The sequence below is a fragment of the Streptomyces europaeiscabiei genome (genome assembly GCF_036346855.1).
Lineage (GTDB): Bacteria > Actinomycetota > Actinomycetes > Streptomycetales > Streptomycetaceae > Streptomyces > Streptomyces europaeiscabiei.
Map to the genome: position 1 here is coordinate 10,379,722 of NZ_CP107841.1, position 15,059 is coordinate 10,394,780.

At 67.7% G+C, this 15,059-nt stretch carries 13 protein-coding genes and 1 pseudogene; 4 read left to right on the top strand and 10 right to left on the bottom strand.

Annotated elements, in window-relative coordinates; all coding sequences use genetic code 11:
• Positions 1–59 precede the first annotated feature (59 nt).
• Complete coding sequence (locus tag OG858_RS45075; RefSeq protein WP_319065927.1) at positions 60–749, top strand: hypothetical protein; 690 nt, start codon at positions 60–62, stop codon at positions 747–749.
• A 535-nt stretch (positions 750–1,284) separates the two neighbouring features.
• Here OG858_RS45075 and OG858_RS45080 read toward each other — a convergent pair.
• Positions 1,285–1,752 carry a MarR family transcriptional regulator gene (locus tag OG858_RS45080; protein ID WP_319266933.1) on the bottom strand — a complete coding sequence of 156 codons (468 nt, stop codon included), beginning with the start codon at positions 1,750–1,752 and terminating at the stop codon, positions 1,285–1,287.
• A 1,462-nt stretch (positions 1,753–3,214) separates the two neighbouring features.
• On the opposite strand from OG858_RS45080, the gene trhA reads away from it, so the two are divergent.
• Together trhA and OG858_RS45090 are read left to right on the top strand one after the other, a co-directional pair.
• Entirely contained in the window at positions 3,215–4,009 is a 795-nt protein-coding gene (gene trhA / locus OG858_RS45085) for a PAQR family membrane homeostasis protein TrhA (protein ID WP_406201330.1), read from the top strand.
• A 260-nt stretch (positions 4,010–4,269) separates the two neighbouring features.
• Complete coding sequence (locus OG858_RS45090; protein ID WP_086752099.1) at positions 4,270–5,517, top strand: PP2C family protein-serine/threonine phosphatase; 1,248 nt, start codon at positions 4,270–4,272, stop codon at positions 5,515–5,517.
• 563 nt (positions 5,518–6,080) lie between these two features.
• Here the strand turns inward: OG858_RS45090 and OG858_RS45095 are convergent.
• From OG858_RS45095 to OG858_RS45110, 4 genes are all read right to left on the bottom strand, one after another.
• Positions 6,081–6,356, bottom strand: a complete 276-nt coding sequence (locus tag OG858_RS45095) for a hypothetical protein (RefSeq protein WP_143677457.1) — start codon at positions 6,354–6,356, stop codon at positions 6,081–6,083.
• A 261-nt stretch (positions 6,357–6,617) separates the two neighbouring features.
• Positions 6,618–7,652 (bottom strand): SPFH domain-containing protein, encoded by a 1,035-nt coding sequence (locus OG858_RS45100; RefSeq protein ID WP_086752101.1) that lies wholly within the window; start codon positions 7,650–7,652, stop codon positions 6,618–6,620.
• Between the two features lie 4 nt (positions 7,653–7,656).
• Positions 7,657–8,088 (bottom strand): NfeD family protein, encoded by a 432-nt coding sequence (locus OG858_RS45105; protein ID WP_086752102.1) that lies wholly within the window; start codon positions 8,086–8,088, stop codon positions 7,657–7,659.
• Between the two features lie 597 nt (positions 8,089–8,685).
• Positions 8,686–9,858 (bottom strand): serine hydrolase domain-containing protein, encoded by a 1,173-nt coding sequence (locus OG858_RS45110; RefSeq protein ID WP_086752104.1) that lies wholly within the window; start codon positions 9,856–9,858, stop codon positions 8,686–8,688.
• Between the two features lie 463 nt (positions 9,859–10,321).
• On the opposite strand from OG858_RS45110, the gene OG858_RS45115 reads away from it, so the two are divergent.
• Complete coding sequence (locus OG858_RS45115; RefSeq protein WP_086752109.1) at positions 10,322–11,176, top strand: alpha/beta fold hydrolase; 855 nt, start codon at positions 10,322–10,324, stop codon at positions 11,174–11,176.
• Positions 11,177–11,251: 75 nt separating this feature from the next.
• On the opposite strand, the gene OG858_RS45120 is transcribed toward OG858_RS45115, so the two are convergent.
• The 5 genes and pseudogenes from OG858_RS45120 to OG858_RS45140 form a co-directional block, all read right to left on the bottom strand.
• The gene (locus OG858_RS45120; protein WP_086752111.1) at positions 11,252–11,686 is read right to left on the bottom strand and encodes a hypothetical protein; all 435 of its coding nucleotides are present in this window, start codon (positions 11,684–11,686) and stop codon (positions 11,252–11,254) included.
• 528 nt (positions 11,687–12,214) lie between these two features.
• Complete coding sequence (locus OG858_RS45125) at positions 12,215–12,388, bottom strand: CsbD family protein (RefSeq protein WP_079087276.1); 174 nt, start codon at positions 12,386–12,388, stop codon at positions 12,215–12,217.
• A gap of 658 nt (positions 12,389–13,046) precedes the next feature.
• The gene (locus OG858_RS45130) at positions 13,047–14,036 is read right to left on the bottom strand and encodes a zinc-dependent alcohol dehydrogenase family protein (protein WP_328543787.1); all 990 of its coding nucleotides are present in this window, start codon (positions 14,034–14,036) and stop codon (positions 13,047–13,049) included.
• Positions 14,033–14,197: pseudogene (locus tag OG858_RS45135) on the bottom strand (carbohydrate ABC transporter permease); the annotation flags it as partial. The pseudogene OG858_RS45135 and the gene OG858_RS45130, both read right to left, overlap by 4 nt.
• A gap of 230 nt (positions 14,198–14,427) precedes the next feature.
• Positions 14,428–15,057 (bottom strand): aldo/keto reductase, encoded by a 630-nt coding sequence (locus tag OG858_RS45140; protein ID WP_327726152.1) that lies wholly within the window; start codon positions 15,055–15,057, stop codon positions 14,428–14,430.
• Between the last annotated feature and the right edge of the window lie 2 nt (positions 15,058–15,059).

Below are 15,059 nucleotides of genomic sequence, written 5' to 3' on the forward strand. Positions count from 1 at the left end.
AGAGCACGCGGGAGTGACGAGTGAACCGATTGAGCAGATGCGCGAGACGGATGCCCCAGATGGTTGCCGCAGGGCTGATCGCGGGGCTGGTCGTGGCCTGCGGGCCGAAGGACCTGGCTCCGGGAGAGGCAGCCGCGAGCGGGAAGCCGGGCAAGGCATCCGAGCCCGCCACCGCCACGCCGGCGAAGACGCCCGCCAGTCCGGCGAAGACGCCAGGCGCTCCCACCAAGACCCCGGTCCCGAAGCCCAGTGACACGGCGGCCGAGGGTGTCGAGGCCCTGACCTGCGAGCAGTTGCAGAACGCGTCCCTGGAAGGCGGAGGGCTGGAGGGGTACGGCGTTTCGGAAGCCGCTCTCAGCGGAGGGCGCTGGGAGGGAGCCGACGGTGTCGTGATCGAGCTGCAGCCGCAGTGCGCCATCGGTGACGTCACCGGGGACAACGCGCCCGACGCCGTGGGCGCGCTGAAAATCACGACCGGGGGCACCGGGAGGTTCTACTCGCTGGTGACGTGGCGCAACGACGACGGCACAGCCGTTCCCGCGGCCGCCGCCGAGCTCGGCGACCGCACACCCGTGGTCTCCATCGACATCCCGTCCGCCGGGGGACTGCGGCAGGTGACCGCTGTCTACCTCACACGCGGAGAGGACGACCCGGCAGCCGTCGTCACCCTCACCCGTACCGCGGTGTACGAGGTCAGTGAGCCCGCCATGGTCGAACTGCACCACAGCGACGCCCCGTACTCGCCATAGGAAGACGCGCGAGAGGAACGATGCCTACACGGACGACGCTCCGCAGCCGGACCGTGAGGATGTGGACGGCTGGACGCTCCGCCGACTCCGCCACGGCGCCCTCACTCACGACGCCTCGGACGGCACCCCCTCCCCGATGCTGCTGGCCCGCCCCGGCATGGTTCCGTCCGGCCCCTGAAGCGGGCATGCACGGTCCCGGTGCCGAGGCGGTCGCCCGGGCACGTGCCCAGCGCGCCTCGTCCGTCCGTCGGCGGGGCTGAGCTGGGGCTTGATGTCCCGGCCGGTCTTATCCGGGGGCCTTGGCCGCTTGTCGAAGAAGGCAGACCTGCTCCGCGATCGACGGATCCTCCTCGGCGAAGCACGGGCGTGAACTCCCTGTTCAGCACCGGAATGGAGCCGTTCCCGTTCGTGTGAGGCATGGAACTGCCAGACTCCTGGAAGTCCCTGTTGTCGATCACTGCGCGGCGCACGAGGACGGCTTCGGAGCCCTCGATGCTTCATCCGGAGCCGGTGATGTCGAATCGGCTGGCGATGATCAGGCTACCGTCCCGCCCGCATTGCGGATCAGCTGCTGGAGCACCTTCACCGTGGTGACGTAGTCCGCGTCGCCGATGCCATCGTGGAGGGCGGCGCGGATCGCGGGGGCGTTGCGCGCGAGGTGGACGCGGGCTTGCTCCCCCTCGTTGGTGAGCCACAGCCGGTCCTCGGCGTCCCGGGTCAGCCAGCGGCGCTTCAGGAGTACCTCGGCCTCCGCCGCCAGGTCGTCCTCGGGTCGGATATAGGAGGTCATGGCCTCTCGCAGCTCGGGGAGCGTCATCCCCTCGCCGTCGGGCGAGATGTCGTTCGCCGACAGGTTGCGGAGCAGCCAGAACTGAGGCTGGGTGTAGCCCTTTGCGGCCTGCTGGGCCCGGGTGTACGCGATGAGCGCCTCGTAGGCGACACCGGTCCAATATGCGGCGGGCTGTCCGGCGAGTTCGGCGTCGGAGATCTGCTGGATCGTCATGGAGTGCCCCTTTGAGCTTCGGTTCGGCGCTTGTACGCCATGTACGCCATGCAGGTCATGCAGGGACCGTAGGACCTCAAGTGCGGTTGAGGACAAGCGCGTGATCTCCGGGCGCTGGCAGATCGATGGGGTCTGGGCGCACATTCTGAAGAAACCGCAGGTCAAGGAGGATGAAGTCGGGCATGTTGTGCGGGAGGTGTAGGTCTACTCCGCGATCTTCCGGGCCCACCGGCATGGGGTCGGGGCCTGGAAAGGGTGGGGTCACGATCAGGGCCGGCCACACCTGGGCGGCGCTCCACATCTCAAACACGCCTTGCTGGTGAACCGTGGGCCCGAAGAGGTGGGAAGTCGCGAACATCCCTGGGGCCCGGACCGGGTGGCACGCGGGTCAATGAGGCCGAGGCATCCTCGTCACGCGTGCGCCGACCGGTCTCCGGTCGTTCCTCGGCCTCCTGGCAATGCCATTCAGCGCGTCTCGCCGCTTGGGACCACACCTCACCGCCCGCACACGAAAATCTATCTTGGCCGGAGTAGACATTGGGTGGTGCTGTGGTTATGGTTTCTCTCGTAGCCCAGAGAGACAGCAGGGCCCGGCAGACACGAACTGCCGGGCAGCGGTACGCAGTTGCAGTTCGCAGGACGGTGCGGTGGTGGAGTTCCGAAGCCAGGGTTGTCGCAGGACGGCGACGGGGCTGACGACCGGACCGGGTGGCCCGCGGTGATCAGGGGCCGCCGTGAGCAGGGCCGCGGTCGACGCGGTGGCAGTACCCGTAGGTGCGGTACCGGTAGGTGCAGTGCGTAGTACCCGGCAGCGAAGTCAGTGGGCAGTACCTCGGTGAAGGCGCCGGCTGCGGGCGCGCGCACCGGGAGGTTCGGCAGTGGGGTTCCAAGCCAGAGCGGACGCAGGACGGGCGACGGGGCTGGCTGCCGAAGAGTGGCGCTGTCACAGGCCACCGAGCAGTACGCATCACCAGCAGTACGCATCACCAGCGGTGAGTCGTGCCGGCAGTAGGCAGCACCGCGCTTGACATGCAGTTGATCACCGAGGGAAGAACGGAGGGGCCGAGCGCCATCAGGATCGCCCGGGCGGACGTGTTGAGTCCGGGTACCGCAGGACATCGATAGTGAGGTGGTCTCCGGTCGAGCAACCGCGATCCCGGCGTCCCCGACAGAGTCTCGGTCGGGCGTGCGGAAACACAGGGTCGGCGCCGTTCCAGGGTCGGCAGATGGTGTAGCAGTTCCTTCGGGGCTCTGGTGCCGTACGGCACCAGAGCCCCTCCACGCGTTGGCAGAGAGGTGCGATGACAGCAGACGACTCGTACGGCCGTCTCGACGACAACTGCCCCACCTGCATCATGGGCCGGGCCGCGGACAGGCCCGGCACCGCCCCTGCCCGTCTGATCTGCGGTCCGCCGGGACGCTCTCTTCCGCCTCTTCCGCCAACATCTCAGAATATGAGCGCATGATCGCCGACGATGCTCAGCCGCCAGCACACGGACGACAGTCCCAGGACCACCCCGGTACCACGCCCGACGCCCTGCGCACCCCCGCGGTTGACGCCCCTCCGGGCACAACCGGCCAGCTGACTGCCACCGCGGGCCTGGAAGACGGGATGGAGCGGACGGCGGCTGTGCTGAAGCCGAGAATGCGCGGCTGGCTGCACGCCGGCGTGTTCCCGCTCTCGCTGGCCGGCGGCATCGTCCTGATCGCCGTTTCGCGCTCGGCGGTGGCAGTGGCGGCCTGCTCGTTGTACGCAGTCTCGGCCTGCCTGCTGTTCGGTACCAGCGCGGTCTACCACCGCGGAACGTGGGGTCCGCGCGGGGAGGCGGTCCTGCGGCGGATGGACCACGCGAACATCTTCCTGATCATCGCCGGCACCTACTCCCCGCTGGCGGTACTGCTGCTGCCCGCAGGTGAGCAACTGGTGCTGCTGGCTCTGGTGTGGACAGGAGCCCTGGCCGGTATCGCCTTCCGCGTGGTGTGGATCGGGGCTCCTCGGTGGCTGTACACCCCGTGCTACATCGTCCTGGGCTGGGTGGCCGTCTTCTACCTTCCCGACTTCGCACGCACCGGCGGCACCGCCATCGTCGTCCTCGTCATCGCCGGCGGTCTGCTCTACACCGCGGGCGCCGTCGTCTACGGACTCAAACGACCCGACCCCGCACCGGCCTGGTTCGGCTTCCACGAGGTCTTCCACGCCCTGACCATCGCCGCCTTCACCGCGCACTACACAGCCATCCTCCTGGCAGCCACATGACGGCGTGCGCGGCATGCCGGCACGCAGAACTCGGGGGCGGGCCCTGGCCGCGCTTGGCCCGAGAGCGACCGATGGGCCTGGAGGGCCCCGCATCCCGTGGTGCAATGTGACCTGTCCGGTCCGGGGCTCCCGCTCTATCGGGTATCCCGGGCGGAGTCCTGAGCGTCATCGAGCAGTAAGGAGCCGATGTGACCGCAAGAGGGCCGGACGGTGGGCGGGCCGCTCGTCTTCCCCGGGACGGGAGCGGCCGGGGCAGGGCGATGACCTTGGCGGGGACGTTGGAGGCTGCGGAGGCCGCAGCGCCCGTGGAGTCGCTCGACGTGGTCGCGCGCCTGCTCAAGGAGCACCTCGGGGCCGTGTCGGTGTCCTTCCTGATCACCGACTTCACGGGCAGTTCGGTCGTACGGCTGGGGGCGGCGGGCAGCGTCGATACCGATGAACCCGCCCGGCGCATCATGCTGCGGGGCACCCTGTACGACGACGTGATCCGCACCCAGCGGCCGAGCGTGGAGGACAAGGGCGAGGGCGCGCTGGTGCGCATCGTCGCCCCGGTGACCAACCGGGGAGACGCCATCGGGCTCCTCGAACTGTTTCTGCCCACGGGGCCGGACGCGGAGGCGATGAGGGAGATCGGCGAAACCGCGCACGCGCTGGCGTACCTCGTCATCGCGAACCGGTCCTACACCGACGTGTACCAGTGGGGACGCCGCACCGCCCCGCTGAGCCTGGCCGCGGAGATCCAGCACCGGCTGCTCCCGGCGTCGCTGGCGTGCGAGGCGGCACAGTTCGCGGTGGCCGGGGCGCTGGAACCGGCCGACCACGTCGGAGGTGACACCTTCGACTACGTGATCGACCGGGACACCGTCCAGCTCTCCGTCACCGATGCCATGGGTCACGATGTCGACGCCGCGTTGCTGGCCACCCTTGCGGTGGGTGCCCTGCGCCGCGCACGGCGGGCAGGCGGCGATCTCGCCGAACAGGCCCACCAGGCCGACCAGGCCATGCGGGAGCATGGCCACCAGGGTTACGTAACCGGCCAGCTCCTGCGCATCAGTCTGATAGACGGCAAGACCGAGTTCATCAACGCCGGGCACCCCTGGCCGCTGCGCATGCGGAACGGACAGGTGCAGGAGATCATGCCGAAGGTCGATACGCCGTTCGGCTTCCCTGCCCCCCACACCTACCGAGTCCAGTCGCTGGACCTGCGGCCGGGTGACCGGTTGGTGATGCTGACCGACGGCATGCTGGAGCGCAACGCCATCAGCGTCGATCTTTCCGACCTGATCGTATGCACCCGCGATCTGCATCCCCGCGAGGCCGCCCGCACCCTCATCGCGGCGATCGTCGACGCCAACAACGGCCATCTCCAGGACGACGCGACCGTCATGTGCCTGGACTGGCACGGCACCAGCCACTCCGAGCGTGACGCCGCCACCGGCGCCGACCTCACCGACGCCTCCGCACGGTCAGGGACGGGACCCACCACTTATGGCGCGGTGCACGACTGAGGTTGCCATGTACAGCCTGGCGGTTCGGCTATTGGGTGATGACCGCATGGCTGTGCGGTCAGAGACCAGGCCGACGATCGTCAGATCGGTGTCGTCGTAGCACTCGCGACGTCCGATGTACCGCTGAAAGGTCCGCCACTTGTTTGTGCTCGGTGTCGGCGTGCTCGACGCGGATCCGCTCTGAGGACTGCATCTCGACGGTCTGCTCCCATGCCGTGACGTCCGTGGCCGGGGCGTCCTTGCCCCCGGCCTTTTCGGCGGTGCCCGGAGCTGATCGGAAAACTGTTCGGCCAGGTCCCGTATCCGGAGTCGACTTTCGCCTTGACCGTGGGAAACCGTTCGAACAGGGCGCCGATTCCCTCGGTGCTCACCGTACTCTGAGCGTGCGTACGGCCCGGACGGGCGCCGGCGCCGGGTCGGTGCCGCGTTCGTCTGCAGCCGGCCGCCGGCTCGGGGAAGATGTGCGTACCGGTCGGCAGTCAGGCCGGGAGGGTCCCGCGATGGCAGGTTGCGGCGCTCCGCTCTCGCGACTGAATGCCGCCGGTCCCGGTAAGAATCACTCTCTACGCCTGATCGCACGCTTCCGGCACTGTCCTGCCGCCAAGACCTGGCCCGCTGGGATCCGGTCCGTCCCACCCTGCGGCGATCACCGCACGGCAGCCACCGCGTGCCCCGACTCGGTCGCGGATCCCTCCCACCACGTCGAAAGCCTGGGCCGCCCGCTCAGCCACCACCGATTGTGAGCGGATGGCATCGATCGCCTCGATCAGCCGCTCACGCAGCAGCTGGCGGCCAGACCCTGTCACCGGAGCCCAGCCTTTTCCCTCGAAACCGTTCATGACCACCTCGATCGCGCGCCCGGCACCAGTCCGCCCTGGACACGGACGCCGGTGCCGGAGCGGAGACGACCGTCACCTGAACGGACGGCCATCCGGCACAACGCACGGTCCCATCCGTGACAACGGCAGGGCCCGCCGCATCACACGATCGGCCCAGTCCGTGCCCATGAGCGCCCTCCAGGCACAGGGGCGTTGGCCGTGTTCGTGTGCCTTTGTGCCCCCTCACGTCGGACGGCGGAGCCATGGATGCGTGCTGGAATGTCATCCACCGTCAAGACGGTGGTCCAGGACTGCGGAGGTGACGTCGTCGGCCTTGGCCGCGTCGGCGACGGCCTTGGCCGCGGCTTCAGCGGCCTGCACGGCGTCGGTGGCGGCCTTGGAGGCCGTATCGTCCGAGGGCTGCTCGCGGGTGGCCGGTGACTGGGGAAGGGACTGGGTGAAGGCGCGGGAAACGCCCTGGAGCGCGGAGGTGACCTCGCTGGGGATCACCCAGAAGGTGCTGCCCTGGCCTTGTGCGAGTTGGGGCAGCATCTGGAGATACTGATAGGCCAGCAGTTTGGGATCGGGGTCGTTGCGGTGCACGGCCTGGAACACCTCGTCGATGGCTCGGGATTGGCCCTCGGCCTGGAGAATCGCAGCGCTGCGGTTGCCCTCGGCGCGGAGAACGGCAGCCTGCTTGTCGCCTTCAGCCGTGAGAATCTGCGATTGACGTTGGCCTTCCGCCCCGAGAATCGCGGCCCGCTTGTCCCGCTCGGCTCGCATCTGCTTCTGCATCGCGTCCTTGATGGACTGCGGAGGGTCGATGGCCTTGATCTCCACCCGGTTCACCCTTAGCCCCCACTTGCCGGTGGCCTCGTCCAGCACACCGCGGAGCTGGCTGTTGATGGTGTCACGTGAGGTGAGTGTCTTCTCCAGATCCATGGATCCCACAACGTTGCGCAACGTCGTGACGGTGAGCTGCTCGACCGCCTGAAGGAAGTTCGCGATCTCGTAGAACGCCGCTCGTGGGTCGGTGACCTGGAAGTACAGGACCGTGTCGATCTCGACAACCAGGTTGTCCTCAGTGATGACCGGTTGCGGCTTGAACGAGACGACCTGTTCCCGCAGATCGATCACCGGATGGACGCGGTCGATGTAAGGGATGACCAGATTCAGGCCCGGATTCAGCGTCCGGTGGTAGCGGCCGAGCCGTTCGACGTTGCGAGCACGGGCTTGGGGCACGATACGGACCGCCCGCACCACGGTGAATACCGCGATGAGCGCGATGATCAGGCCGGCGATGAGGAACGCGTCCATGGTTTCAGTCCCGGGGGTAGACGAGTGCGGTGGTGCCACTGATCTCGATGACGTCGACGGCCGTTCCGGGAGGAATCACCAGCGTCTCGTCGTAGGCGCGCGCCGTCCATTCCTCGCCGTCGATGCGGACCCTGCCACCCAGGCCCGTCACCTCCGAGACGGCATAGGCAACCCTGCCGACCAGCGCATCGATACCGAACCGCACCGCTGGGGGACGCTGGAGGTGTCGCAGTGCAATGGGACGCAGGAACACCACGCCGGCTACGGCGACGACGGTGAACACCAGGAACTGGAGAGGTGGTGGAAGCCCGACCGCCGCGAATCCCGCCGTGACCAACGCGGCCGCACTCAGCATTCCGAGAGCGGCAGTGAGGGTGAAGATCTCCGCCACCGCCAGCACAGCCGCGATGATCAACCAGATCAGCCATTGATCCATTGCGTGCCTCTTTGCCCGTGCGGTCGCGTGAACAGCCGGATAACCACCCCATGAGTGGCGATGCGAAGCAGTCGCGCATCTCGTTGAACGAGTTCGCTCTGCTGGCACACCGCACACCGAGGTGGGCTTATTGTCCCTTTGGAGTGATTTTACCCGTCTGAGGGATCGGGTGGACGTGTCACGCGGGGGCGTGCACATTCCCTGTTCCGGCAGGAGACCGTCGAGGTACGGTCACGATTTTCCAGCAGTGGGCGGGTCTGGTGGCGAGCCCTCCAGCCGGGCCGGAAGCGGTCGCGACGACCGATGTGGGCCGCTGTGGAGGCTGGTTCCCGGTGACGGGATGCGGCGCCACTTCTCGCTCGGGCCGAGAGCACTTCGGTTGCCTGTAGTCGATGTCTGCGTCTCTGGCACCTGAGGACTTGCGATAGGAGCACCGAGGTGGGCGCGGGACGTGCAGGCGTCGTACGAGGCGTGCGGAGGTGTCAGCCGGCCAGCCGGGCTTTCCTCTCCCTCAGTCGATCATGCTCCCGGCCAGCGGGAGTGCCCCACTTCCGGCCCACACCAGCCCCGTGACTGCGCAATCACGACGGCATTCCGTCACTGACCGGCTGAGCGGGCCTGGAGCTGCTCGACCAGCTTCAGAATGAGGGGTCGGGCAACCTCTTGGAGATCCCATTTCCCGTCCTGGGCAGCCTGGTTACTTATCCAGAACACCATCAGCTCACCGTGCACGGCGTGCACGTTCACGCCGTAGGACCAGTCGTTGCCGCCGGAGTGGGTCGCGAGGCTCCCATCGGGCATGATGATCCACCCGTAGCCGGTGGCGTAACCGTCATAGCCCGGCAGGTCGGTGGGGGCGTGGGCTTTGAACATCAAGGCCTGCGCGTCGCGGTCCAGGAGGGTGTCGCCGGTCAAGGCGCGGTGGAAGCGGTACATATCGCGGGCAGTTGACAGCAGACCGCCGTTGCCGCGCAGGTTCCAGTACGGGCCGTCAGCGGCCCATCCGTGGTCCAGCGGACGCCGTTGGGAGACGCCCTGCTCGTCGTACTCCACCGCGATCCGCTCCGTGTCCCAGCGCGGCAGGACGTAGCCGGTGTGCTTCATTCCGGCGGGAGCAAAGATCTGCTCCGCCAGGAAGCGCTCGTAGTCCATGCCGGAGGCCTTCTCGATGACGGCGGCCAGCAAGCTGTAGCCCAGGTTGGAGTAGGTGAACTTCGTACCGGGTGGGGTGATCAGCTTGGACTTGGCGACTCCGTCGATCATCTCCTGGCGGGAGATCGGATCGTAGTCGTCTCCCAGCGCCTCCGGCAGCCCGGAGGTGTGGGTGAGCAACTGGTGAATCGTGATGTTGCGCTTGTCCGACGTCACAGGCCCGACGAACTTGCTGATCGTGTCGCTGACCCGCAGCTTGCCCGCCATCTGCAGCTTTACGATCGCCACGGCCGTGAACGACTTGGTCATCGACATGATGTCGTACACCGTGTCGCAGCTCGCGGAGATGCCGTGGGCCCGATCGGCCATCCCGTAACCGGCACAGTGCGTGACCTTACCGCCGCGAGCGGCGATCATCGTGCCGCTCCCGCCGCGGGGCAGGGCCTTGTCGAGGATCGCCTGGATCGCATCATCCGTGAGATCAGACGTCGGTGAAGTGGAACCAGCGCCCGCCGAGCGGCCGGCTTCAGGAGTGCCGCTGCTGTTACTGCAGGCGGCCAGTGCCAGCGCGGAAACCAATGTGAGGACGACAGGAGCACGGAATGCGGACAGCCACATGAGTAGTCCTTGCGTAGCTGCCGACAGCGGGCCCGCGAGTTCGCCACGGGACGTCCATGAGGCCGACGTGTCGATCGTACAGCGCGACGGGCGGGTTTAGGTCGGCTCGTCCCAATCCTCGGAGGTCGCTACCGACCGCCACAACAAGATCTCCCAGAAGCTGCGTGTGGCCGGCCTCGGCCTGCCCTCAGCTGCCAGTTCCGTCAGAGCCTGGCCGAAGCCATCCCCGGCCTGTGCGCGAATGACGTGTCGCCCGCCACGAGAACCCACGCACCGGCCCCCGGCCACATGCTCTGTTTGGGCCTGCCGCTGCTGTGCCGTCACACGCACCTGCTCGCCACTCCTCGCCCGGGTCGGGGCCTCCGCCACGACAACGTCTGCATCCGGCACAAGGTCTGGGTCCATCGAAGCCCTCTCGAACCCTTGATCTTGCTCCGGAGATCGTTCTGTTGGAAGCTGAGCCATGCAGAATCTGCCGACATTTGTCCTTGTCCATGGGGCGTTCGCGAATTCGTTCTCGTTCGCGCCGTTGCAGGCCGAGCTCGCCTTACTCGGGCACCGCTCGGTCGCGGTCGACCTTCCGGGGCACGGATTCGAGGCGACCTTCCCCGCGGCCTACCAGGCTCCTCAGGATCTCGATGCACTCGCCACGGAACCGGGGAGCATCACCGGAGTCACGCTTGCCGACAACGCCGCCCGCGTGATCGAAATCCTCGAACGGGCCAAGCGGAACGGACCCACCATCCTCGTCGCCCACAGCAGGGGCGGCATCACGACCACCGCTGTCGCCAACGCCCGGCCCGAGCTGATCGACAGGATCGCCTACGTCTCGGCCTGGTGCCCCGTCGATCTGGACGTGAGCGACTACTACGCCCAGCCGGAGATGGCGGACGTCGACGCGGGAGCCTTCGCTGCCACGTTCGTCGGGAACCCGGCCGAACTCGGTCTGCTCCGGAGCAACTTCCGCACCGCCGACCCGGCGGCGCTCGCCGCGTTCAAGCAAGCGTTCGCCGCGGACCTCACCGATGACGAGTTCCGGATCTTCCTGAACACCTTCCAGCCCGATGAGAACCTGGATGTCGGTACGGCCGCCGACCGGGCACAGGCCACGACCTGGGGCCGGATTCCCAAGACCTATGTGCGCCTGGCCAACGATGCCAGCATTCCGCTCGCCATGCAGGACCGCATGATTCGCGAAGCCGACGCGCTCACACCCGACAACCCCTTCGACATCCGGACACTCGAGGGCAGCCACCTGCGCTGGCTCGTCCACCCGAAGTCTTCCGCCGAGCTGCTCGCAAACCTCGCAGAGCGCTGACCTTCCACCAGGCAATCGGCGGTGCCGCGCGGGCAGTTCCGCGAGTCTTCGCGGCATCGCATGAGCCGGCACAGGTCAGCGCACCGGCACGCCCGGGCCCAGTGGGAATGGGCTACCACGCCCGTGTGCCTGACTGCGACGGTCGAGCTCGGGATCCATGGGGCCGGAGGACCACTCCTCGATGGCCTCGACGATCTCCGCCAGTCCAGCCTCGAAGGCTGCCGCATCGATCCCGCCGTACCCATACGCCTGCCACAGCTCAACAAGCTGATCTTCCAGTTCACCGCGTCTGATCAGCTTGTCAGCCAGTGTGAAGCCGTCCAGGTGTGGTTTCCCTACCTCCAGAACCCAACGCGTCCCAGCCGCATCTGCGGTGATACCGCGTCCAGCCCATTCGATGACGCTTGGCGGCACCCTGGAGGAAGCGGCCACTGCGAGGAACACCCCGAGTGACACCGAGTTCCGAACCGCTATCGCTCGCGCGCCGCCGGACAGGTCCTTCTCCGCCACGCGTCAGCCCTCATCTCTCACGAGCTACAGCCTGCACATCCAGGGCAGTGATCACGGCTACGCCGTAGCCTACGGGTTACCACTGTGCTCGGATCCGCCTCTCGGCGACATCTCCTACGTAGACCCTTGTGTCTTCTGCTGCGGATTGCCGTGCGCGAGCCTCGCCGACGTGGCTGCGTCTGCGCAGGTCACTGCCACATCGGGCAGGGGGGATGCCCTGCGCCGCTCCGAGCACCCGCACCGCACGATCCGGGGCCTGGACGACGCGGCGCCCGCGAATGGACCGGTGGGACGGGCTGGACTTCGTTGTGGACGGCGAGGGAGGCCCGTGGGCCCGTCCCACCAGTGACGCTCCGCGCAACGGTGAGTGGCAGCTGTGTGACTGAAAGCCGCGGCTTCCCTCGACCTGGCGGGACGATCTCGGCCGGCGGCGTGGGTGCTGACGCCCGTGACGCAGCGGGCGTACGGCCGCGAACAGCCGACGGACCCCCGCCTCTCGTCGGGGGCCCGTCCAAGGTTCGGTGTTCGTCAGTGCCGGAAGACGTCCTTCGTCTTCTCCTTCGCCTGGCGTGCATCACCCTTCGCCTGGCCGCCGCGGCCTTCGGCCTCCATCTTCTCGTTGCCCATGGCGCGGCCTGCCACCTCCTTGGCCTTGCCCTTGACCTCTTCCTTCTTCGCCTTGGCCTTCTGCGCGCGTGCCACCGTTCATCACTCCCTAACGGTCTGACCTCGGTGTCACTTCGCCAAGTAGCCCTCAGCGTGGCGCCCAAACACCGCTCGGGCACCAAGGTCGCGGCGTTGGCCGAGGGCGTGGTGTCCGCTGATTCCCAGCGCGAAGGCGAAGGCGACGATGCGCGGACATCGATGCGGAGAGGTGCATCAGCGGCCAGCCGCACCTCGTCGTTGATCAGGTGGCTGTGTAACAGAGGTGGGGAGTCGTTGCGCTGACACCGGCCTCGTTGAACCGCACGGTAGCTGTGTGCGGCTTCACCTTTCGGGTCAGTCGAGTTTCTAGGATTTTCCTGTCGGCCGATCGCTGATTCCTCAGGGGCTGTCGGCCGCAGAGAGGGCCCAGATCCACGCTTACGATCCGTACGTCGCCAGGCGAGCGGCCGACGCCCAATTGATGGACTTCACGTCATGGTGAACGCTCTCCGCGCCGCTCTGGATGCCGGTTCGCGGCCCATCGACGCTATGTGCGCGCTTCGTGGAACGTCCGGAGTACGGCACGCCCGCCGAGCGTCGGGACGCGCGAACAGCGGTAGGAACCCTGGTGGACGGGGCCCCAACCGCTATTCGTGCCGTTGGCCCGGGTGCGGAAGGCGAAGTCGACGGGGAGGCCGGTCGTGCCGACGAGCGGTCAGGGCCGCACGATGATCTTGCGGCCCCGGCCGGCGGCGAACTGGTCCAATGCCTGCGGGTACTCCGCCAGCGGCATCCGGTGGCTGATGAAGACCTGAGGATCGAGCACCCCGGTGGCGAACAGTTCCGTCGCGCGCTCGAAGCTGTGCAGCACCGCCATGGAGCCGGTGATGGTGATCTCCTGGTTGTAGATGCGGTACGGGGAGATGGTGGCCGTCGTGGCGTAGTCGGAGACCCCGAACTGCAGGAACGTGCCGGCCTTGGCGACTCGATCCAGGCCGTCCTGGATGGCGGCGGCGTTGCCGGTCGCGTCGATCACCACGTCCCAGCCACCCGGCCGCCCCAACTCGTCCGCCGAGAGCGCCGACTGGGAACAACCCAGCTTCTCGGCCGTCGCCAGTCGTTCCAGGTTGATGTCCACGACGTCGACCGAGGAGGCGCCGGTGCGCTTGGCCGGCTCCAGCATCATCAGGCCCATCGTCCCGCTGCCGTAGACGAGCACGCGGGAGGCGAGACGGCTGCGCAGGACGTCGTAGCCGCGCACGGCGCAGGACAGCGGCTCGATCAGGGCCGCGTCCTGGACGTCCATGTGGTCGGGCAGCCGTACGCAGTTGGCGACGGGCGCCACGGCGTACTCGGCGGCGCCACCGGCCCGGGTCACACCGATCGCTTGCCACCGGTCGCAGAGGTTGTTGCGTCCGACTCGGCAGTAGCGGCACTCGTTGCAGTACAGCGAGGGGTCCACGGCGACCCGGTCGCCGATCTTGAGTTCGGTGACCTCGCTGCCGAGACCCACGACCTCTCCTGCGAACTCGTGGCCCGGCACGACCGGCAGGGTCGGTGCGAACTCGCCCTGCAGGATGTGCAGATCGGTCCCGCACAGTCCGCAGGCCGCCACACCGACCACGACCTCGCGGGGCCCGGGCGTGGGGTCGGGCACCGTGGTGACGGTGACCTTTCCGGGGGCTTCGACGACAGCGGCTTTCACTTGACTGCTCCTAGAGACAGGCCGCGGACGAGTTTGTCCTGGGCGGCGAATCCGGCGATGAGGACGGGCAGGGAGACCAGCGTTGCGGCGGCGCAGAGCCGGGCCAGGAAGAGGCCCTCGTTGGTGATGAAGCCGACGAGGAAGACCGGCGCGGTGGCGGCTTCGCTGTCCTGTTTGTGATCCGGTCACGCCTGGAATTGACATGCGTCGCGCACGGGTGGCTCGGCGGTGCCGGGGACGTTCCCGCGCGAGCCGCTCGGTGAGCACGCGGTGCTCTCGCGGGACCGGTCGGCCGCTTGGGCATCGGGCGAGTGCAGTCTCCCGGCCGCAACGTCCCTTTGGTGTGAGGGAGTTCGGCCGGGGGTGGGACGTGACGGGCCCGCGTGATCGGTCAGCGGGTCGGTGCTTCGACGCCCGTCTGTGCGAGGACCGGAGGCATGAGCCGCGCGCCGCTGATGGTGCTCCGCGCGACGGCGGCGTTCAGCTCCTCGAATTCGTCGCGGCTGAACCGGACTTCTTCCGCGCCGATGTTCTCCGGGAGGTGGGACAGCCTGGAGGTGCTGGGAATCGGCACGATCCACGGCTTCTGGGCCGGCAGCCGGGCGAGGCCGATCTGGGCGGGCGTGGCGCCCTTGCGTACGGCCCAGTCCTGGAGCAGCTGCACCAGTGCCATGTTGGCGGGCATGTCGTCCTGGCTGTCGCGTGGCACCGAGGCCCGGAAGTCGCCCTGCGTGAACCGGGTGTACGGATTGATCATGCCGGTCGCGATGCCCATGCCCAGAGGCGCCCAGCACACGAAGCCGATGCCGAGTTCCTCACAGAGCGGCAGGACCTGCTCCTCCGGTCCACGGCACAGCGTGGAGTACTTGTTCTGGATCGCGGTGAGCGGCCGGACCGCGTGGTGCGCACCCGCCGTGTGCAGGAAGGGTTGATTTCGCGCCCATTGTGACGTGCACCTGTCGAATTTTAGGGTGGGCTGGCACTCTGCGTTGCGCGAATTCGTCCTCGCCCCCCACCGCAGAA

Coding starts and splice junctions, on each gene's coding strand:
- OG858_RS45100 (WP_086752101.1), bottom strand. CDS start 7,652: ATGGACGCGTTCCTCATCGCCGGCCTGATCATCGCGCTCATCGCGGTA.
- OG858_RS45105 (WP_086752102.1), bottom strand. CDS start 8,088: ATGGATCAATGGCTGATCTGGTTGATCATCGCGGCTGTGCTGGCGGTG.
- OG858_RS45090 (WP_086752099.1), top strand. CDS start 4,270: ATGACCTTGGCGGGGACGTTGGAGGCTGCGGAGGCCGCAGCGCCCGTG.
- OG858_RS45110 (WP_086752104.1), bottom strand. CDS start 9,858: ATGTGGCTGTCCGCATTCCGTGCTCCTGTCGTCCTCACATTGGTTTCC.
- OG858_RS45115 (WP_086752109.1), top strand. CDS start 10,322: ATGCAGAATCTGCCGACATTTGTCCTTGTCCATGGGGCGTTCGCGAAT.
- trhA (WP_406201330.1), top strand. CDS start 3,215: ATGATCGCCGACGATGCTCAGCCGCCAGCACACGGACGACAGTCCCAG.
- OG858_RS45075 (WP_319065927.1), top strand. CDS start 60: ATGGTTGCCGCAGGGCTGATCGCGGGGCTGGTCGTGGCCTGCGGGCCG.
- OG858_RS45080 (WP_319266933.1), bottom strand. CDS start 1,752: ATGACGATCCAGCAGATCTCCGACGCCGAACTCGCCGGACAGCCCGCC.
- OG858_RS45095 (WP_143677457.1), bottom strand. CDS start 6,356: ATGAACGGTTTCGAGGGAAAAGGCTGGGCTCCGGTGACAGGGTCTGGC.